The sequence below is a fragment of the Bacillus sp. FSL R5-0712 genome (assembly GCF_038593285.1).
Classification (GTDB): Bacteria; Bacillota; Bacilli; order Bacillales; family Bacillaceae; genus Bacillus; species Bacillus safensis.
Genome location: NZ_CP151981.1, coordinates 2,267,000 through 2,287,144 on the forward strand (window position 1 = coordinate 2,267,000; position 20,145 = coordinate 2,287,144).

The following is a 20,145-nucleotide window of genomic DNA, read 5'->3' on the forward strand; positions in this document are numbered from 1 at the left end:
TGCAATTAAAGAGAAAAACCATTAATAAACGGATTTTGCTCCTGCTCCGTCAGCACAGTCGTTTCCCCGCCATGTCCGCTTAAAACAAGAGTTGATTCTGGCAATGACAATAATTTTTGATAGATTGATTGTAGCAGCACTTCCTGACTGCCGCCTACTAAATCTGTTCTCCCGATGCCGCCTTCAAATAGCGTGTCACCAGAAATAACAAAGCCCTCTTCTGCCGAATAGTAAGACACACTGCCTGGTGAATGCCCTGGTGTATGGAACATTTCTAATGTAAACGATCCAATTTGAAGCGTTCCTTCTGACGTAATCAATTTTTCAGCTTCTTTGACCGTAATTCCATTCCCAATCAATCGAGCTGAACCGTTTAATTCAGCGTTCGTGAGCCATTCTTTTTCATTTTCGTGTACATACAGCGGCACTCCCCACTCTTCGCGCACCTCATCTGCCGCGCCAATATGATCAAAGTGAGCATGTGTCAATAAGACAGCAAGTGGTGTAAGCTGTTTTTCTTTTACATAGGAAATCAGCTTTTGCGCTTCACCGCCTGGATCAAAAATTAAGCATTCTCCCTGCTCATTTTTCCAAATATATGCGTTCGCTTGTACATAGCCTAGTGGCATTCTTCTCCAATTCATTTTCATCACCTACTTTATTCATTCTTTTTTATTATGAAGGCTATTCAATAAAAATTCAAACAATCGTCAACTGGAATCTACTCGACAAGCTTTATGAAAACGGTTAAAATGAAAAGAAAGGAAATCAAGGGGATTGATGACAAAGGGGGACTTTCACATGATGCTCGTCATTATTTTTGGTCTAGTCACGATTTTAGCTGCGCTCGGTATCTATCGCTCACTAAAAAAAGTGAACGTACTTGCCATCGCTTTTGCAGGCGCTACATTTTTGGTTTTTGGATGGTTCACTGTCATGACCATCATCTATAGCGGTTATCCAACTGCACATTAAAAGCCTGCATTTAGCAGGCTTTTTTTATTGATTTAAATGCTTATTCACGCTTTCTAATTTGCTTGTAAGTGTTGTGGTTTGATCCCGTCTGTCATCGATGCGAATATTGGTCGCTACTCGGTGCAATCCCTTTTCAAAAGGGGCTTCATGAATGCGCTGAATGACCTCAAATAAAACGGATAATTCGCCTTCAATTAACGTATTCATCGGTGTTAATTGATATTTGATTTTCCCTTCTTGTTGAAAGCCTTCTAAAATTATTTGTACATCTGCTACATAAGCACTGACACTTGGTGTTTCAGTGCCTATCGGAATGATGGTGACGTCTGCTATAGCCATCGTTTTTCCCCTTTCCATTAAATTCTCATGTTTTCTCGTCCTCATTGTAACCTATCCTCATTCAATCATGCCATGCTTACGTTGCGTTTACGGCAGGTTTGTCTCGTTTTATCGTCAAATCTGCTCTCTCTACCTTCCCGATCTTTGTAAACAGAAGCAGACATATACCTGAAACAGCTTCAATGATGCCGCCAGCCGCAATGACATACCCAGATCCAAACAGGGTTGCCATATAACCGCCAATGAGGGCGCCTAACGGAATCATCAAGTAGGAAATCATGTTAATGATCGCATACACTTGCGGCTGATCCTCTGCCTTAACTGACAATTGAATCATCGTATGTTCGGGTACGTTAACTGCACTAATGGCTGCTCCTAAAGCAAAAGCTGATATAAACACAAGTGGTAACAATGCGTTCATACCTGTGATAAAGAAGGCAATTCCATCAACAATCCCAGCACCTATAAACAGCAATCCATACCGATTCACTTTTATCTTTGTCAAAACAAACCCCATCAAAAATGCCCCTAGTGCGGTTGTGACTTTGATGAATGAATAGACGACCGGTCCACTATGTAGGTCTTCCGTTAAATAAATAACAGACAATGCTTCCCATGGTGCCGCAGCAAAGTTTGAGCAGACACAAAAAATCGCTAATGGAAACAAAATATGATGGCTTCTCACAAGTGAAAAACCTCGAATTAATCTTTTGCCGTAAGATAACCCTTTTTTGGCTTTATCGATGATGACTTCTGTTTGATATGAAATCATGAACACCAATAAAGCGGACAAAAGGTAAAGAGGAATGATCACAAGCATTGTATAACCTACGCCTACAAACGCAATCATGACACCACAAATCGTGACCGTCACAAGTCTTACTACATGACTTGCTGATTGGATCGTTGCATTCGCTTTTTGTATGAGGTCCTCATGAACAAGCTTTGGGATAATCGATACAGATGCCGGTTCATAGGAGCCTCCTGTCGCCGAATGCAGCAGCATACAGCCAATGATGAGGACTAATGGTGTGAAACCATAAAAGTAACTAACCACGATCACAAGGATAATCGCTCCTCGTGTTAAATCAGCAAAACACATCCAAAATTTCAATTGATGCGGCTTCATCATAGGCGTAATAAATGGTCCAACAATCGCTTGAGGAACAAAGCTGACTGCAATAAAAAAAGCTGTCCCTATGGCCCCTTTCCCTCCTAGTACTAAAAGCCACAAGATGCTGTTGAAAGATAAACTATCAGCCGTAATTTTGCACATTTTAGAAACAAATAAATAAGTAAAATTTCTTTTCCACAGGCTTTGAGCACTCAATAGTCGACATCTCCCTAAATCATATCCTTTTTTTTACATCCATATCTTTCACAATAGCTTACTAGGAGGCCTTCGTCAATTGCTTCAACATTGTTTTTATTGACCATAAGCAATTGATTTTCTCAAAATATGAAAAAGCACCAGACAGGTGCTTTTAACATTTACACGCTTCCCACAAAAGCCGCTTTGTTTTTTCATAGATCGAATCAAATTGATCCATGGAAAGAGGATTTTTCCCTAGACCAAGCTCGACTGTATAGCCCTCACTATGAAATTGATAAATAAACCAATCGCGATAGCCTGCATAGCTGTCGAGATATTGGACCGGTTTGTAGCCGCTCACTCGTTCGAATCGTTTGACCGTTTCTTTTGAGATGGCTGGCTCATGGCCAAGAAACCCCCAATAGATCTCTTCTCCTTGTGTATGAAGGGCGATCAGCCGGTCAAATCGTTTTCGCAACGCAAGATTGGCCATCGCTTTCGCTTCTGGTTCTGTTAATGGCTCGCGCCCAGGATAATCCCGGTAGGACGGTGCCTTCGACTGATGACGATAGTACTCGATCTCCCAATAAGCAGGGAATTGATTGTTTAAATCCACCCCTCGAATATTTGCTTTCCATTCCCGGTAATCGGAATATCCCTCGTTTAGCAGTGTGAATTCTTCACGATGAAGACCTAGTGACTCCGGTCCATTACGAACCAAATCCACTCCATCTGGATTGACCATTGGCACGATGGATAAAGCGGTGGTCTGCAGGATATGAACCGCTTCATAATGTCTTGCCTGTACCGGATCTGACGCTGCTAAACAAAGCGATTTCAACCATTTTAATAAAACAGACGTTGTGATCCATTCATTTGCATGAAATGAGGCATTGAGATGAATAGAATGTAAATGCTGAACAGGCTCTGTTCGGATCTCATAAATAGGTGTATCAAGCACTGAATGGCCAATGACGCTGATATGAAGAAAAGGAAATACGGCTTTCAAGCGGCTCAGCTCTTCTTCTAATCGAGCGCTATCATATTCAAATGTTCCATTAATCCAATCATCGGATTGCTGCAGTCTGTAAGGTGCAATAAATCTCTGCACATCACCTATCGAATCAAATACATGGACTCCTTCTGGAAGTCTATATCCCGGTAAAAGAAGGTTATCAGTGCTTGATTGATTAGATAAATGAAAAGCAGCTTTACCAATACCAAGCTGCTTTGCCATAGCATCCCTCCCTGCTTCATCCAGCTGCCATTCAATTTTTCCAAACGACGTTGTCTTCATTTACATCCCTCCTCTCATACTATATGAGCCGTCAGACAAAAAAAGAAAACCTCTGCTTCTAAAATAGCAGAGGTTTTTTCATCTATTAGGACGCCTTTTTCAGCTCCGTTTCACCTTCTTTTTTGGATGGTGAATGGTCCGGGCTGTTTCGATCATAAAATCTAAGGAGATCTCCGTAGATGATTTGATCAGAGAATTGAAGCTCCTGCTTCGCTTTCTCTTCATAAGACTGACACACATTTTTATCATCTGCTGGCTCGCCTGTCTCTTTATTGTAGCAAACACCATCTGTAAAAATGCTGTCCTTCGTAATAAAGCTTCCATCACGGAGTACTGTAAAGTCATTCGTATCTTTTGATAAAAGGTCATGACCAAATTGAATTTGTTTACTTGTATCAATCCCTAGAAGATTGAGTACAGTTGGACGGATATCGACCTGACCGCCTACCGTATCAATTTCTTTTGGATGTTGATCCGTTACCCCTGGAATGTGTACAACAAACGGGACTTTTTGAAGCTGCACTTCTTCAAATGGCGTAATCTCTTTATTTAAGAATTGTCCCATGGCTTCGTTATGGTTTTCAGAAATTCCGTAGTGATCCCCATACAAAACAAAAATGGAGTTATCGTATAACCCAGCTTCCTTCATCTTCTTAAAGAAAAGCTTAAGGGCTTCATCTTGATAACGCACTGTAGGGAAGTACTTGTTCAGTGTTTTGCTCTTTGAATCATATTCATCAATGAGCTTATCTTCTTCATCTAAATCAAAAGGGAAATGGTTCGTTAATGTAATCAATCTCGTATAGAAAGGCTGCGGGATCGATTTCATTAATTCAGCGGACTGCTCAAAGAACGGACCATCTTTCAGTCCCCAGCCAACTGAGTTTTCTTCATTCACATCAAATGATTTAATATCAAAGAACTTATCGTAGCCAAAGCTATCGTAGATAAGGTCACGGTTCCAGAAGCTTTTGTTATTCGCATGAATAACAGAAGAGTGGTAGCCCTCATCCTTTAACAGCTCAGGTGTAGCTGTAAACTCATTACTTGGATTTGTGAAGAACACAGCCCCTCTTCCAAGTGGATAAAGAGAATTATCTACAATAAACTCTGAATCAGATGTTTTCCCTTGACCTGTTTGGTGATAAAAATTAGTAAAGTTATAGCTCTTCTTGATCAATTTGTTTAAAAACGGAGTAATTTCTTTCCCGTTTAATTTTTCATTGATCACGAAACTCTGTGTAGATTCAAGTGATACAAGAATGACATTTCGTCCTTTTGCTTGACCAAATGTCTTTTCATTACGGTCCGTTTGATTTGCGCTTACATAGTTTTCAATTTCAGTTAAGCTATTGCTGTCAGCAAGGGCTCGTTGGGCGGACTGCTTCGATTGCAATACCCCATCATAAATATGGAAGTTATATAAGCTGATATTTTTCACCAGCATCTCACGGTCAAATGAGCGAGTAAGCAGTTCTGGTCTTTCTGTTTCAGCTAAACCAAGGTTAAAGAAAAATGTAGCTGCCACAAATAAGTAATATGCTGCTCGTTCTTTTCGTGAAACGGTGACATCTGTTCTAAAGGAAGGCTGTTTTTTATAGAGCCAAATTAAAATGATGATATCAACAAACATCAGTAAATCGACTGGTTCAATTAAAGAGGTAATACTGGAACCGAGGTCACCCATATTGTTTGTTTGAAATAGGACGGGGATGGTTAGAAAATCACTATAGAATCGATAAAACACTATGTTGGCTAACAAAACGAATGTTAGGATAAAGCTTGTCACGATGATATATCGATTGCGATTTTTTTCTTTGAAAAATAAACCGATACCGAAGATAAACAAGAGAAAGCTAAGCGGATTTATAAACAGGATAAACTCCTGCATGAAATTTTCAATTTTAATATTGAAGCTAGATTTATAGATAACATAGGTTTTGACCCACATCAGCAATGTCGCAATCAGTAAAAATGAAATCGCCTTTAATCTATTCTTTCGCATTGTAACCTCCTTATGCTAAGCGCGCACCCAGGCTCTAGATATACCCTAATTATTGGTGCTTCTAGAAAAATAACTAAAGTATATCTTATCCTGTATATGATGGAAAATCAATGTCTTTTTCCTCATGACAAACTTATGAATATGCTAAACATCCAATTTCATGCCTATCTATCGCTTTTTTTAATAAAAATGACATCATTATGACTTTTTTGTTCAAGACAGCCATTTGTTTTTTGCCATCCATGCACCGCCGATAACACCCGCATCGTTTCCGAGTGATGCAATTACCACTTCAACATCGTCAGCGCAAGGCGGGAAAGCATGTTGTTTCACAATGCGCTCTACTTTACTGCGAAGAAGCTCACCTGCTTTTGAAACACCGCCGCCAATTACAATTTTTGTTGGGTTTAAAGCACTAGCAAGATTCGCTAGGACAAGTCCAAGATGTGTCGTCACTTCTTCTACGACACGCATTGCAAGATCATCTCCATTTTCTGCCGCTTCAAATACATTCTTTGCCGATAGCGAAGCGAGCTTGCCAAGTGAAGATGTATGCTGCTCGGTTTCTAATTTATCCTTTGCAATCCGGACGATGCCAGTTGCAGATGCAATCGTTTCAATACAGCCTGTTCTTCCGCAGTTACACGGTGCTCCTTGAAATGGAACGGCACAAATATGGCCAATTTCTCCGCCAGCACCTGTCTCCCCTTGAACAACTTCACCGTTGACGATGATGCCGCCGCCAACCCCTGTTCCAAGTGTGACCATCAGGATATTTTTTGCGCCATCGCCTGCACCCTTCCACATTTCACCGAGTGCAGCAATATTCGCATCATTTTCAATGACAGATGGAAGTCCCGTCTCTGCCTCTAGGTGATCTTTCAAGGGGTAGTTTGTCCAGCCCAGATTCGTTGTTTTATAGACAATGCCAGATACTTTATCTACAGGTCCAGGTGCACCCATTCCGATCCCAATAAGTGCTGATTTCGGCATACTGATCTCAACCAGTTTATGGTCAATTGATTTGGCAATATCGACTGTGATCGTCTGCCCGGATTTATCCGTAGGAATCTCCCACTTATGCTGAATTTCACCATATAGATTAATGAACGCAAGCTTAATTGTCGTACCGCCAAGATCAATACCTACAAACCAATCCCCTGTCATATGCCCTCCACCTTCACATTGTTTTTCGATTTAATTTGGCTAGCTCCATTTGAAGAATCGTCATTGCGTTTGACCATTCGGTCCGGTCAATGATGCCCGATGTATACATTTCCTTCAATTCGTCTGCCATAAATTCTAATTCTACTTCACGATCTCCGAAATACACATAATTTCCAAATCTCATGAGCAGCTGCTGTACATCATATAACGTTTTCATTGTTTCCACCATTTCTTTTCATCAACAGATAGGATAAGCGTATTCATAAATGCGCTTTCAGTCAAGTCATTCAACGTGTTTGACTATTTTCGATATATTGTTTCAGCTTTAAAAATTGATCATTTTGAGGATCTTGTTTTAACGCTTTCGCTAATAGATCCTCTGCTTTCGCTGTCTCTCCTTTTTCTACGTATAAAAGCGATAAATGATACAGTTTATTTGGATCATCTGGATCTTTTTCAAGCGACTTTTGTAAAAATTGAATAGCCTTATTAAGTTGGCCCTGCTGTGCTTCCGATAGTGCATAGATATGAAGTGCCTCAGCTGATGCATCTTTATCGTGCACATATTCCTCTAGTCGTTCACTTGCTTCGCTATACTTTTTCTCATCAAATAAACTTGCTGCCTCACTTGTTGCCGCTGCTTGCTTTTGATCGTCAGAATGAAACCCTGTATACAATCCAAAACCGCCAATAAAGAGCAAAGCAGCACTCGCAAGAAGCATTTTGACAGGCTGGATCTGTTTAGGCAGACGGACAGCTAATGCGGTGAAAAAACCGCCAACCAGGCCGCCAAGATGCCCTGCGTTATCAATACCTGATACAGTGAAGCCTATTCCTAGGTTGATGAGGATAATGACAATAATATTTGTCCCCATCGTCCGAAAGAAAAGCTTTCGGTTTGAGATGGCTAAATATAACAGTGCGCCTAAGCAGCCAAAGATCGCGCCAGATGCGCCGGCTGCAATTGCCATATTAAACACAAAGCTCGCTATAGAGCCAAAAATGCCGGAAATCAAATAGATGAGCAAAAATCTTCCCGACCCATAAATTCTCTCAACAGCCGCTCCAACGGACCAAAGAGCAAAAGTATTAAAGAGTAAGTGCGTCAAGCCAATATGTAAAAACATTGGTGTCATCAGGCGCCACCATTCACCCTCTAAAATCAGCACATTATTTTTAGCACCAAATGCTGTTAAAGTTGCGGTATTGGTACTTCCGCCTGACAGCTCAAGTAAAAGAAACATCACCACTTGGACAGCGATCAGCAAGTAGGTAAAAATGGGTCTGCCATTTTGAAACACGGCCCGTTCTCGTTCTCGCTGCTTTTCCTGATCATCAAATGCCTGAAGCACGTTCCTTTTCAGCTGCATCGCATCCTCAGCTGTATCTTTCTTCGCTTCTTCTACATCTACTGCAAGCGATGTATTCAGCCATTTTTGCAGTTCGTTTACATCGTTTTGAAGCGTGTCTGCATTGAGTAATACAGGAGTAACTGTCACCTTATTCTCTTTTTGCGGCTGACCGTTTAGGTCTTCCCAATCATCTACTGGAACATCAGTTGTAAATTGCAGCTGCAGGAGATGAAGAGATCGTTTACGCATAGCTTCTCTCAGCTGATTGATCCGATATGTTTGCTCCTCGATATCTCGAACGATCTCCTGCCTGAAATTCACATCTTTTCTATATAGACGGATGAGATCATAACCTGAGTTTCGTGGTGCTTCAAAAAATATTTCATCTTCTGGGTACGGACTTTGAATCATCTCGTATCCTTTTTGTCTAAGTTCATCAACAACTCGCCAAAATAAACTATCTATGACATTCATACATTCGCGCTCCATTTTTTACATTATTATAGCAAGAATCGTTCTTATCCGCATTTCTAAACAAAAAAATCCCGGCTTTTGCGGGATTAGAATGCTTGGCGAATAAATTTCGTCCGAAAATATGGGTTTTTCATCAGCCATTTAATCAAAAAGTGCCGGACTTGATTTTGCCCTAAAACCAAATTCATGAGCCGATAACGATTTTGCACGAGAACGAATGCAAACAGTGTGAACACAATGCTCCAAATCATTTTATTCATCATATTCCCTCCTATGTTCGTATCGTGGCTTAAATAGGATTTGTTTATGCATGAACCATCGTTTTTATCGCTTAAAAGGTTCCTTTCATAAGCAGGCCTTCACAATCTAATCCCTTGTTCTTTTGATTGAATATAATAGACCTCTCCGCACTCTGATTGATCATAAGAAACGTCAAATTGAGAAGGTCGATTAAATCCTTGAAAGTATGAGGCAGCTTACAATTCCGCTCTAACTCCTCCACCTTGTGCGGGAAGTAACTGTCGTATGGATTTGGTGTATGAACATATACAGCGTCTAAACCAAGGTCATGTTCGTGAATACAAATCCAAGTTTGGTATGGACTTTTCAAAGCTTTCAAGCTGTTTTAGCCGCCTATGATATAAAGCGATATGAGCTTTGATATGCTCCCTTCTTATTTTTAAGCTATTTTCCCCGACTCCAAAAAAATCAAGGTGCGTATGCCAAAAATCAAACCATGAATCACGATCAAGTCACAAGTATTCACTTCCTCCCGAATATTACGGAAGTACCTTTTCTTTTCACGAAATTTTTTCAAAACATATCCCCTGTCAGCTAAAATGCCTTTTAATGAAGAATGTTGATCGCTATCGTGCATGTGACTTTTGATCATAAGCAAGCACCTTCGCTCAACACAAAAAGCCCGTTCATATGTATAAGCAGCGGACTTTATTTTAGATATATGGTACCTTTCTCACTGACCATGATTGAGACCGGGATGTCGTGCGTTTCAGCCGGAATATGCTCGGTTTGCTGTACTGTCAAACAAAGGGCAAGCGTTTCGCCGTGATAGTCAGCTAAGTAGCGGTCATAATAGCCGCCCCCATATCCGATACGGTAGCCTTGTCGATCGAAGCACACACCAGGCACAATGATCAAATCGATTGATTCTTTAGATGCAGCGGCCGACGTCAGAGGATCTGGCTCCAATAGCCCAAAGTAGCGGGAGATCATTTTCGTTTCTGGTGTATATTCATAAAACGTCATCTCTTTTGTTTCCGGAAAACAGGTGGGTACACATACTGTTTTCCCCTCCCGCCATGCTTTTTCAATGAGAGGCATTGTCGGTACCTCTTTTCCTCTAGACATGGTAAGTGCAACCGTATTCGCTTGTTTCCATGCTGGCAGTTGAAACAAGCGCTCATGAAGTAAAGCGGTGCTTCGCTTGAATTCTTCGGCACTCATCTGGTCCAGCTTGGCTAATGTTTGAAGGCGAAGTTCCTTTTTCACAAAGATCATCTCCCATCATAAAAAAACAGCAGGAAAATTCCCTGCTGCTTACTTTGTTTCACGATGTAAAGTTTGTTTTTTATCACGTGAGCAATACTTTTTGAATTCAACGCGATCTGGATTGTTTCGCTTATTCTTTTTAGTAATATAGTTACGCTCACCGCATTCAGTGCAAGCTAGAGTAATATTTACGCGCATGTTTTTCCCTCCAAACTAAAATCAATTCACATTCAGACCTAACTATAATACCACTTCTAGCTTAGGAATGCTAGAATGTTTTTTCACCAATTTGATTTTCAGTGCAATCCATCCGCGTTCTGATCCATATCGTATGGTCATTTCATGAAAAATAGCCTGCTCCCCTATAAAACCTCAATCTTTGTCGTACTGTATACATGAGAAACCCTCTTTTATTTTGACAGCGAGCAAGATTTTCATACTCGTTTTTCATATAAAAAGAAAAAAGATGAAAAAAAGGTGATTTTTTCAGCAATTCCTTTTGAAACTAGCTTTTTTATGGTATAAAAAAGAAGGGTCGAAAACTGTCTGAAACAATCATGAAAGCCTTTTATGGCTTTCAGCATTAAAATATGAATAAAAGGTGATGAAACATGGAAATTGCAATTATCGGATTGCTTGTTGTCAGTATCGTACTGATCGCATTCTCATATTTTCAAAGAGAGCCGATTAAAGAAGTCGAGCAGGAACTTGAAACACTTCAACTATCTGCAATGCAAGAAATCTATAAACTGAAAAAGAAAATGAAGGTTCTTGAAGAAGAATTGCTTGAAACAAACATTGTCGTCCGCAAACATTCAGAAATTGATCCATCTATCGCAAGACAAATCATTTCAAAGCATCAAAATGGCATGTCTCCTGAGGCCATTGCGCGCGCTGAGCATGTATCTGTAGATGAGGTCAACATGATCATTAAAGACAATGAGAAGGTGCTTGTATGACGAAAAAAAGCATCCAAACGTTTGCGGCAGGTATGATTCTTGCAACTGGTGTTCTGGCGATCGTTTTTTTCCTCACTGGAAAAGATGAAGCGGCGGCTGATACAACCACAAAAGAAACGCTCGCAGCGAAAGTAACAGACACCGATGTGAAAAACTATTTAGACTCTAAAAAAGAAGTCTCTGTCAGCCGTGAAACATATCAGCAGCTTCTTGATTATAAAGAAAAAGCACTGAAAGCAAATGAAGACGGCGATTCTAAAAATGATAAAGAAACATCGGACAAGCCTAAAGGCAAATCGGTCAAATTTGTTATTAAAAACGGGATGAGCACAAGTGACGTTTCAGACATGCTTGAAAAAGACGGAATTATCAACTCGTCTAAAGATTTTAATGATTACGTGATTGACGCCGGCTACCATAAAGAAATTCGTGCAGGCAAGTTCAATTTAAAAACAGGGATGACGTTCAAACAAATCGTCAAAGCCTTAACAAAATAACAACAATACCCCCTGGCGGCGCTGACCTCCAGGGGGTTTTATTATCCAAATCGACCAGATATATAATCATTTGTTCTTTGATCATTTGGCTCTGAGAACATCACATTCGTATCATTGACCTCAACAAGCTCTCCCATTAAAAAGAAGGCTGTTCTATCTGATACCCTCGCCGCTTGCTGCATGTTATGCGTCACAATGGCAATCGTGTATTTCTCTTTTAATTTCATAATTAATTCTTCAATCTTTAATGTTGAGACAGGATCAAGCGCTGATGTTGGTTCATCCATTAGTAAAATGTCTGGGCTTGTAGCAATAGCTCTTGCGATACAAAGACGCTGCTGCTGACCGCCGGAAAGACCTAATGCTGGTGCATTTAATCGATCTTTCACTTCATCCCAAAGGGCAACATCACGAAGCGCTTTTTCAGCGATTTCTTTCAATTGCTGCTTGCTCTTCACGCCGTGAATTCTTGGTCCGTAGACGACATTATCAAAGATAGATTGAGGGAATGGATTCCCTTTTTGAAAGACCATCCCAACGTTTTTACGCAGTTCCACGAGATCGACACGGCCTTTTAAAATATTGTCGCCGTTATACATCATATCTCCGGTGATTTTCACACCTGGCACTGTTTTGACCATAAGATTTAAGGTCTTGATAAACGTTGACTTTCCGCAGCCTGACGGACCGATAATTGCTGTGACTTCATGCTCTTTAATGTCTAAATCAATATGCTTCAGTGCGTGATGTTGTCCGTACCAAAGGTTCATATCATTCACACGAAACACTTCTTTTTTTGCTGTTTCAGTTGCTACTGCATTCATCAAAATCCACCCGCCTTATCCAAATCGACCATTGATATAGTCTTCTGTTTTTTGCTGCGCAGGACGTGTAAAGATACGTTCAGTGGCATCATATTCTACTAGATCACCGTTCAGGAAAAAGGCCGTATGATCAGATACACGTAACGCTTGCTGCATGTTGTGTGTCACAATGACGATCGAATAATCATTTTTCAAATCTGATAATAGCTCTTCAATTTTTGCATTTGAGATCGGGTCTAGGGCAGAAGCGGGTTCATCTAACAAAAGAACGCTGGGCTTCATCGCAAGTGTACGCGCAATACAAAGGCGCTGCTGCTGACCGCCGGATAATGACAAAGCCGAGCGGTGCAGACGATCTTTGACTTCATCCCACAGCGCCGCTTTTGTTAAACTTTCCTCTACCGCATCATCAAGCACTGATTTTCTTTTTTCACCCGCATACTTTAATGCATGGGTAATGTTATTGTAGATCGATTTAGGAAATGGGTTTGGTTTTTGGAAAACCATGCCGATTTCTCTTCTTAAATTCACCACATTAATGCGGTCATCCAAAATATTGAGTCCTTCGTACATGATCGCCCCTTCACTTCTCGCACCTGGGATCAAGTCGTTCATGCGGTTAATGCTGCGTAAAAAGGTTGATTTCCCGCAGCCAGATGGGCCGATTAATGCGGTAATTGCGTTCTTCTCAATTTCAAATGAAATGTGATTGACCGCTCTTTTTTCACCATAATAAATGCTTAAATCCTGCACCTGTAAAATCTGTTCCGCTTGAAGTGGAGCCTTTTTTGCTGCAATCTCTTTTTTTTCTGCTAGCATTTGAACCATATCCCCTTCACACCTCTCTCACATTATTTTGACGTAAGCTTTTTATGAATAAATGAACCAAGCCATCTAGCTGCTAAGTTAAATACTAAAACTGAAAGCACAAGTACGGCTGATGCACCATTTGCAATGGCCTCTGCATCTGGAATGATTCCTTGTGTATTGACGTTCCATATATGAACGGCTAATGTTTCTGCCGGTCTAAAAATATTCAGCGGTGACGTATCAGAAAATGGACTCCAGTTTGTAAAATCAAGACGCGGTGTGGTGAGACCTGCTGTGAAAAGAAGCGCTGCTGCCTCCCCAAAGACTCTTCCTGATGCTAAAATCGCACCGGTAATAATAGAAGGAATCGCACCTGGAATCAGGACTGTCTTCACTGTATGCCATTTCGTCACACCGAGCGCAAGTGATGCTTCCTTTTGGTCCTTTGGTACAGAGCGAAGCGCGTCTTCTGTCACCCTGACCATCACTGGCAAGTTAAACACCGTGAGCGCAAGAGCTCCTCCGATGATCGTATAGCCCCAGCCTGTTAAATTGACAAACATGAGTAAACCAAACATACCAATGACAATAGAAGGAAGTGAAGACAACACTTCAATACATGTGCGAATAAAATCAGTGACTTTGTTTTGAGGCGCATATTCAGCCATGTACACTCCACCGCCGACACCAAGTGGTACTGTGATCAACATTGTTATAAACAAAATGTAAAACGAGTTAAACAGCTGATCCCTAATACCGCCGCCAGAGCCAATTGCACTTGAGCGGGTTGTCAAAAAGTCAAAATTTAATTCTTTTGCACCGTTGAAGATGATATAAGAAAACAAACCAATTAGGATCGCCGTAATAATGGCGGCACATAATCCAAAAACAAACGTGGCAAAACGATCGGTCATTTTGCTATTCATTAAATCTTCCTCCTAGACGACAAGTATCTGATAATGAGTATGAACATAAACGATACAACTAGAAGGACAAGACCCATTGACCAAAGTGTATTGTTTTCAACACTTCCATACGTTGTGTGACCCATGTTTAACGTAATAATGGTTGTTAATGTACCAGCTGTATCCATAATGCTCTCTGGTAAATTACGCGTGTTTCCAATGACCATCTGAACGGCAAGGGCTTCACCAAATGCTCTTGCCATTCCAAGAACGACTGCTGTCATTAATGTTGGAAGAGCTGCCGGTACAAGCACACGTCTAATCGTTTGCCATCTTGTAGCGCCAAGTGCATAGGATCCCTCACGTAAGCTTTTTGGAAGGGAAGCCATTGCATCAGTTGCAATAGATGTAACGGTTGGCAGAATCATAATAGACAGGACAATCGTTCCTGCTAACACGCTGTGCCCTGAGCCGCTTGACTTGAAATGTCCGATAAACGGCACCAATACTGTAAGACCTATGAATCCGTAAACAACGGATGGAATCCCTACAAGCAATTCAATGACTGGCTGGAGAATTTTCCGGCCCCATGCAGGTGCAATTTCTGTCATAAAGATCGCTCCTGCTATGCCTAGCGGCGCTGCAATAAGTGCCGATAGAAGCGTGACGGCGATCGATCCAAAGATAAAAGGAAATGCGCCGTACTCCGGGTTTTCTGCTGTTGGGTTCCAATTGATACTGGTTAAGAACTCAATTGGGCTTACACCATTTACGATGAAAGATTGTAAACCCTTAATGCCAAGGAATATTGTGATGGCGATGGATACTGCAATCATTAAGAATGCGCAGAATTTCACCAAAATACTTCCTCTTACTTCATCCATTTGCCTATTTTTCTTCGAGCTGATCAGCCGATCGCTCGCTTCTGTATGTTCTATCTGCTTCATCTTTTTCTACACTCCTATGAATGTCATAAAAGGAAAAGTGAAATGCTCCACTTTTCCTTCATCAGCAATTCAAGACCTCTTACTTATCCGATTGTTTGCCTGTTGCGTCTCTTTCTACTTTCATATTAGAGACTGAGATGTAGCCTTGGTCTTTGACGATTTCTTTTTGTACTTCATCACTCATAAGGTAATCTAAGAATTGTTTTGCTAGACCTTCCGGCTCACCTTTTGTATAAGAGTGCTCGTATGCCCAAATTGTATATTTACCGCTTTCTACATTGCTTTCTTCTGGTTTCACACCATCAATGCTAAGCGGTGTAATTTTGTCATCTGTTAAATAAGAGAATGCTAGGTATCCAATCGCACCTGGTGTTTCTGCAATCAGCTTTTTCACTGTGTTTGAAGAATCTTCTGTGATTCCTTCTGCAGGTGTTGCACCATCAAGTGCATATTTCACAAATGTTGCACGTGTTCCTGAAGAATCAGGTCTGTTAACAAGCGTGATTTTTTGGTCTTTCCCGCCAAGCTCTTTCCAGTTTTTGATTTTACCAGTGAAGATTTTTTTCAATTCGTCCTTTGTGATGTCTTTGACACCCACTTCAGGGTTTACAGCTGCGGCCATTCCAACAACTGCTACTTTGTGGTCTTTTAAAGCTTTTGCGTCGACTCCGTCTTTCTCTTCAGCGAATACATCTGAGTTACCAATTTGTACAGATCCTTCTGAAACTTGAGAAAGTCCTGTTCCTGAACCGCCGGCTTGTACTTGAATATCGGCTTTTGGATGTTTATCCATGAATTTTTCTGCTGCCGCAAGAACTAAAGGCTGCATCGCAGATGATCCTGAGATGGTAATGGAACCTGATGCCTCATCTTTGTTTGAAGCATTTCCTTTACTGTCTTTTGAATCTCCGCTTGAGCTGCTGTTTCCGCATGCTGTGACGAATGCTAACAATGCGATAGTAAGGAAAGTAAGCAGCCATAATTTGTTCTTTTTCATTTCAAGAATACCCCCTGAATAATTTGTCCTACGAGTAATACATTAAAGGTTCTTTATTAATTTCGTTTAAATGGAATGTTAAGGTTTTGTAAATGTCGAAATTTTGTAGAGAAATTGCGGCGTTTTTTATGAATTTTGTCAATTTATATCGGAATTTTTGAAGAAAACGTAAAAAAACGCCCACAAAAAGTGAGCGTTTTTACCTATGAAAGGTCTAGTTATTTGTTTCTGCTTCATTTTCAATTTTGTTTTTGTTTTTCGCCTGTGTATCATTGCTTTCCTGTTTTGATTTCAGTTCAAAATACTTATCTAATACTTGTTCACCAATATCATTTGTAATTGGATAGCGCTGGTTGTAGTCTTGATACACCCATGGCACGACAACGGAAATAGCCACTTCTGGATTATCAGCTGGCGCATACGCAACAAGAGTTGTGTTATACGTCGATGTACCGCGCTTGCTTTTAATTGGACCGTCATAGAATGATTGAGCGGTTCCTGTTTTGCCGGCTGGATTATACTTTTTGTTGCCAAAGTTTGAATAGGCTGTCCCTCTTGGGTTCTGCATGACAAGCTTGAAGCCTTGCTGAACGCGTTTGATCTCATCACTTGTCATGTCTAGCTTATTCAATACATCCGGTTTGACGGATTCCGTCACAGCTCCAATGCCTCGCTGCGGGTCTGACTCTCTCACTTCTTTGACAAGCTGCGGACGTAAACGATACCCGCCATTTGCAATGGTTGAAACGTATTGCGCCATTTGCAGCGGTGTAAACGTATCATACTGTCCAATCGCATAGTCAAGTAAGAGACCCGATTGTGTAGACGTTCCTCTGTAGCCCGTTGCTTCGTTTGGCAGGTCAATACCGGTTTTGACGCCAAGGCCAAATTTACTGAAATTGTAGCGGAACGTATCAAATGCTTTCGGATCAATTGGGAGCGGCTGCTTTTTACGATATTCGCTTTTCCCAATGGCGATCGCGGTTTTGAACATATATACGTTTGATGAACGCTCTAGTGCTGTTAAATCATTAATAAGTCCCATATTTTGATAGGATTTCTTCGGCGGTGAATTGGCGATATAAAGAGGTTCATCGTATTGGGTACTTCCAATATGAATAGCGCCTGTTTTATATCCAGTCAGTACCGTTGCCCCTTTTACGGCTGATCCCATCGCATATGAGGAGGTCATCGTTCCTAATGCGTAGTCATCGAATTTGTATTTTCCGTTTTTGTTTGAAATCTGCTTACCCGCAACAGAGAGAACCTCTCCATTTCTCGGGTCCATCATGACAACAAATGCGCGGTCAAGAAGCTCAGTTCCCCCTCTTTGTTTCGCACTTTTCAAGTTCTTTTCAATAATTTTTTCAACCGCTTTTTGCAGCTGAATATCAATTGTAAGCACAAGGTCTTTCCCGCTCTTACCTTCTGTTAACACTTTAGAGCTTGTGACATTGCCCTGTTTATCAGTTGTGCTCTGTTCTTTTTCCTTTTGGCCCTGCAGGACATCTTCATATTGATATTCGAGATAGCTTTTTCCTACACGGTCATTTCGGCTGTAGCCGAGTGATAGATAATGCTCAAGAAGTGACTGCGGAAGACCTTCATCACTCGAAGAAACACTGCCGAGCATACTGCGGAGCAGTCCTTTATACGGATAGCTGCGTGACCAGTCTGTCGTCACATCAACACCTGGCAGCTCGTCCAAATGCTCAGAGACGTAAGCAATTTCGCTTGGCTTTACATCTTCATTTTTAATAAATTGAGGCGTAAGTGCATAGCCTCCATCCATCTGCCTTTTAATGGCAAGCACTTGTAAATCTTTTTTCGTCAGTTGATTTAATTCCTTGTCTGTGATGCGTTTTAGCTGAAGCTCATATAGTTTATCATCAGAGACCTTATCGTCACCCTTTAATTCTGATTCCTTTTGAACAAGCTTTTTCGCTTCATTTGGATGCGTTAAGATCCAGAAATCTTTTTTGTCACGATCTGTGATTTTTTTCGTACTCACATGAATCATATCCGCTAATTTTGATGCCACTTTGAGCCGCTCTTCTTGTGAAGTCGTCGAGGTTCTCGTATATGTAATGGCATTTAGCGCTTTATTGCTGACAATCGTATTGTAGTTTCGATCATAAATTTTTCCGCGCGGAGCAGATGAGCTGACATTCACATCCTCTTGTTTTTCTGCCTGCTTTTTATAATCTTCTCCATTGACAATTTGCACAAATCCGAGTCTAACGACAACGCCGGTAAAAATAATAAAGGCAGCTAAAAATAATAAATTCAGCCGGATCGGAAGTGTTTTGCGCCCTTCCTTCGCGTCTTTTTTGTTTTTCTTGTTTCTCATCACATCACCTTTTCTATCAAGAAAGAAATGGCACCCCTTTTTGTGTATAAAAGGTGCCATCATCATTTTAGCGGTTTTTCTATCATTTATCTAGAAATTTGATGTTCCATAGGTAAGAAATTTTACCTTTCTCCCTTAATAAGGTTCGTTTGAGAAACTGGCTTTTGACCGTCAGCCTCTTTCATATCAGCTGTTTTTTCTTTCAAATGAATATCTTTTACAAAGTAATAAATGAGGGTGTGTCCTGCTCCGAGCACAACAAGTGATGCAGGGATTCCGAGCTCATCACCTAGTAAGGTGACAGACAGCAGGAACAAAACAATCGAACAAATACGGCCGGCATTTAAAAATAGCTCTCTGACCACAATATATTCAATTCGGGCCTTTCTGGCGTACCTTGCATGACCAATGACATCATATGTTAAGGATACATAAGGAACAAGCAGGAGCGGATATCCTATTGCAATGGCTACCGCATACATCAGAAGTGATACATAGGACAAGTGGAAAACGATTAAAAACAAGGCGCCGTATAAAATCAGCCCGCCAAGCATGATGGCCTTCTTCCGCCACTTTTTCTTAATCAAACGTGTAGCGAAGAAATAAGCAAAAAAGGCAACACCTGAATTCACTAAACCAAACGTCCCGAGAGCAAGCTCACTGTTTGTTGCAATAAACACAAAGACACTGATTAAGAAGACAAAGACCCCTTCACGAAGCCCTTGAAAAAAGTGAGCTGTTGTAATCCTACGCCAATTCTCGTCTGCATGACGTTCTTTCCAAATTTGTTTGATCATAAATTTGCCTTTAGACTGCCTTCTTTTGAGGAAAAAGCTCATCACAACCGCTAGTGAAAACAAAAAAAGCGATAATGTGAAAATGACTGTGTAGCCTGTATCATCCGTTAACTGAGAAATGACAATCCCCGCAATGAGAGGACCGATCATGCCGGCAGTTGAGGAAAGCACACCGAGAAATCCATTAAAGAAGTCTCTTGTTTCAGGCTCGGTGATCTCAAAGGTGAGTACGTTAAAAGCAAGCCAGTAAAAACCATAGCCGATCCCAAGGACACTTCCCAATAAAACTAGCCGTGCGGCCGCTTGTTCTCCTGCCATTAAGACAATTAAATAAAAAGCGGCTAAAAAGATGACACCGAAACGAAGGACAAACGCCCGGTCTATTTTTTTTGCAAGCCGGCCAGCGAATAAAAACGTAATGGGCTGAAGCACCACAATGGCCAAGTTATAAATCGCAAGATCCGTGAATTTCCCAGACTGTTTCCATAAGTACACATTTACAAACGTATTCGAAAGCGCAATGGCAAGTGCGTATAACCCGCCAATCGTGAGGAGGAGCAATAAGTCTTTAGTAACATCCATGTCCCCGAACATTTTCTTTAATCTGCTCATACCATTCATTCTCCTTT

The 20,145-nt window shown here is 41.0% G+C and carries 22 protein-coding genes; 3 read left to right on the forward strand and 19 right to left on the reverse strand.

What is annotated here, in order from left to right; translation table 11 throughout:
* Positions 1 to 5: 5 nt before the first annotated feature.
* The gene (locus NSU11_RS11465) at positions 6 to 644 is read right to left on the reverse strand and encodes an MBL fold metallo-hydrolase (protein ID WP_342493583.1); all 639 of its coding nucleotides are present in this window, start codon (positions 642 to 644) and stop codon (positions 6 to 8) included.
* Between the two features lie 157 nt (positions 645 to 801).
* Between NSU11_RS11465 and NSU11_RS11470 the strand changes: the two genes are divergently transcribed.
* A complete protein-coding gene (locus tag NSU11_RS11470; RefSeq protein WP_003217333.1) occupies positions 802 to 975 on the forward strand; it encodes a DUF2759 domain-containing protein in 174 nt (57 codons plus the stop codon).
* A 24-nt stretch (positions 976 to 999) separates the two neighbouring features.
* Here the strand turns inward: NSU11_RS11470 and NSU11_RS11475 are convergent, their stop codons facing one another.
* The 11 genes from NSU11_RS11475 to rpmG all read right to left on the reverse strand — a co-directional run bounded on the left by NSU11_RS11475 (position 1,000) and on the right by rpmG (position 10,628).
* The gene (locus tag NSU11_RS11475; protein WP_024422982.1) at positions 1,000 to 1,314 is read right to left on the reverse strand and encodes an MTH1187 family thiamine-binding protein; all 315 of its coding nucleotides are present in this window, start codon (positions 1,312 to 1,314) and stop codon (positions 1,000 to 1,002) included.
* A gap of 76 nt (positions 1,315 to 1,390) precedes the next feature.
* Complete coding sequence (locus NSU11_RS11480; RefSeq protein ID WP_024422983.1) at positions 1,391 to 2,644, reverse strand: MFS transporter; 1,254 nt, start codon at positions 2,642 to 2,644, stop codon at positions 1,391 to 1,393.
* Between the two features lie 154 nt (positions 2,645 to 2,798).
* A complete protein-coding gene (locus tag NSU11_RS11485; RefSeq protein WP_024422984.1) occupies positions 2,799 to 3,923 on the reverse strand; it encodes a M14 family metallocarboxypeptidase in 1,125 nt (374 codons plus the stop codon).
* Positions 3,924 to 4,008: 85 nt separating this feature from the next.
* Entirely contained in the window at positions 4,009 to 5,928 is a 1,920-nt protein-coding gene (locus NSU11_RS11490) for an LTA synthase family protein (protein ID WP_024427981.1), read from the reverse strand.
* A gap of 213 nt (positions 5,929 to 6,141) precedes the next feature.
* Positions 6,142 to 7,095 carry an ROK family glucokinase gene (locus tag NSU11_RS11495; protein ID WP_024422986.1) on the reverse strand — a complete coding sequence of 318 codons (954 nt, stop codon included), beginning with the start codon at positions 7,093 to 7,095 and terminating at the stop codon, positions 6,142 to 6,144.
* A 13-nt stretch (positions 7,096 to 7,108) separates the two neighbouring features.
* Positions 7,109 to 7,312 (reverse strand): YqgQ family protein, encoded by a 204-nt coding sequence (locus NSU11_RS11500; protein ID WP_008342322.1) that lies wholly within the window; start codon positions 7,310 to 7,312, stop codon positions 7,109 to 7,111.
* Between the two features lie 70 nt (positions 7,313 to 7,382).
* The gene (locus NSU11_RS11505; RefSeq protein ID WP_024422987.1) at positions 7,383 to 8,921 is read right to left on the reverse strand and encodes a rhomboid family intramembrane serine protease; all 1,539 of its coding nucleotides are present in this window, start codon (positions 8,919 to 8,921) and stop codon (positions 7,383 to 7,385) included.
* An 86-nt stretch (positions 8,922 to 9,007) separates the two neighbouring features.
* The gene (locus NSU11_RS11510; protein WP_193743926.1) at positions 9,008 to 9,181 is read right to left on the reverse strand and encodes a hypothetical protein; all 174 of its coding nucleotides are present in this window, start codon (positions 9,179 to 9,181) and stop codon (positions 9,008 to 9,010) included.
* Positions 9,182 to 9,600: 419 nt separating this feature from the next.
* The gene (locus NSU11_RS11515) at positions 9,601 to 9,813 is read right to left on the reverse strand and encodes a hypothetical protein (RefSeq protein WP_332284135.1); all 213 of its coding nucleotides are present in this window, start codon (positions 9,811 to 9,813) and stop codon (positions 9,601 to 9,603) included.
* 56 nt (positions 9,814 to 9,869) lie between these two features.
* A complete protein-coding gene (locus NSU11_RS11520; RefSeq protein ID WP_171464522.1) occupies positions 9,870 to 10,430 on the reverse strand; it encodes a 5-formyltetrahydrofolate cyclo-ligase in 561 nt (186 codons plus the stop codon).
* A gap of 48 nt (positions 10,431 to 10,478) precedes the next feature.
* The gene (rpmG, locus tag NSU11_RS11525; protein WP_008360061.1) at positions 10,479 to 10,628 is read right to left on the reverse strand and encodes a 50S ribosomal protein L33; all 150 of its coding nucleotides are present in this window, start codon (positions 10,626 to 10,628) and stop codon (positions 10,479 to 10,481) included.
* 413 nt (positions 10,629 to 11,041) lie between these two features.
* Here rpmG and NSU11_RS11530 point away from each other — a divergent pair, with 413 nt between their 5' ends.
* Positions 11,042 to 11,389 carry a hypothetical protein gene (locus NSU11_RS11530; RefSeq protein WP_024422989.1) on the forward strand — a complete coding sequence of 116 codons (348 nt, stop codon included), beginning with the start codon at positions 11,042 to 11,044 and terminating at the stop codon, positions 11,387 to 11,389.
* Positions 11,386 to 11,886 carry an endolytic transglycosylase MltG gene (locus NSU11_RS11535; RefSeq protein ID WP_024422990.1) on the forward strand — a complete coding sequence of 167 codons (501 nt, stop codon included), beginning with the start codon at positions 11,386 to 11,388 and terminating at the stop codon, positions 11,884 to 11,886. Before NSU11_RS11530 ends, NSU11_RS11535 begins: the two co-directional genes overlap by 4 nt.
* A gap of 41 nt (positions 11,887 to 11,927) precedes the next feature.
* On the opposite strand, the gene pstB (NSU11_RS11540) is transcribed toward NSU11_RS11535, so the two are convergent.
* The 7 genes from pstB (NSU11_RS11540) to NSU11_RS11570 form a co-directional block, all read right to left on the reverse strand.
* Positions 11,928 to 12,710 carry a phosphate ABC transporter ATP-binding protein PstB gene (gene pstB / locus NSU11_RS11540; RefSeq protein ID WP_024422991.1) on the reverse strand — a complete coding sequence of 261 codons (783 nt, stop codon included), beginning with the start codon at positions 12,708 to 12,710 and terminating at the stop codon, positions 11,928 to 11,930.
* 15 nt (positions 12,711 to 12,725) lie between these two features.
* Entirely contained in the window at positions 12,726 to 13,529 is an 804-nt protein-coding gene (gene pstB / locus NSU11_RS11545) for a phosphate ABC transporter ATP-binding protein PstB (protein ID WP_169510668.1), read from the reverse strand.
* A gap of 32 nt (positions 13,530 to 13,561) precedes the next feature.
* Positions 13,562 to 14,446: a phosphate ABC transporter permease PstA gene (gene pstA, locus NSU11_RS11550; protein ID WP_024422993.1), complete on the reverse strand. Its 885-nt coding sequence runs from the start codon at positions 14,444 to 14,446 to the stop codon at positions 13,562 to 13,564.
* Positions 14,446 to 15,372 (reverse strand): phosphate ABC transporter permease subunit PstC, encoded by a 927-nt coding sequence (pstC, locus tag NSU11_RS11555; protein ID WP_024422994.1) that lies wholly within the window; start codon positions 15,370 to 15,372, stop codon positions 14,446 to 14,448. Before pstC ends, pstA begins: the two co-directional genes overlap by 1 nt.
* A 79-nt stretch (positions 15,373 to 15,451) precedes the next feature.
* A complete protein-coding gene (locus NSU11_RS11560) occupies positions 15,452 to 16,369 on the reverse strand; it encodes a phosphate ABC transporter substrate-binding protein (protein WP_024422995.1) in 918 nt (305 codons plus the stop codon).
* Positions 16,370 to 16,583: 214 nt separating this feature from the next.
* Entirely contained in the window at positions 16,584 to 18,719 is a 2,136-nt protein-coding gene (locus tag NSU11_RS11565) for a penicillin-binding protein 2 (RefSeq protein WP_041106887.1), read from the reverse strand.
* Positions 18,720 to 18,841: 122 nt separating this feature from the next.
* A complete protein-coding gene (locus NSU11_RS11570) occupies positions 18,842 to 20,128 on the reverse strand; it encodes an MFS transporter (protein ID WP_024422996.1) in 1,287 nt (428 codons plus the stop codon).
* Positions 20,129 to 20,145 lie beyond the last annotated feature (17 nt).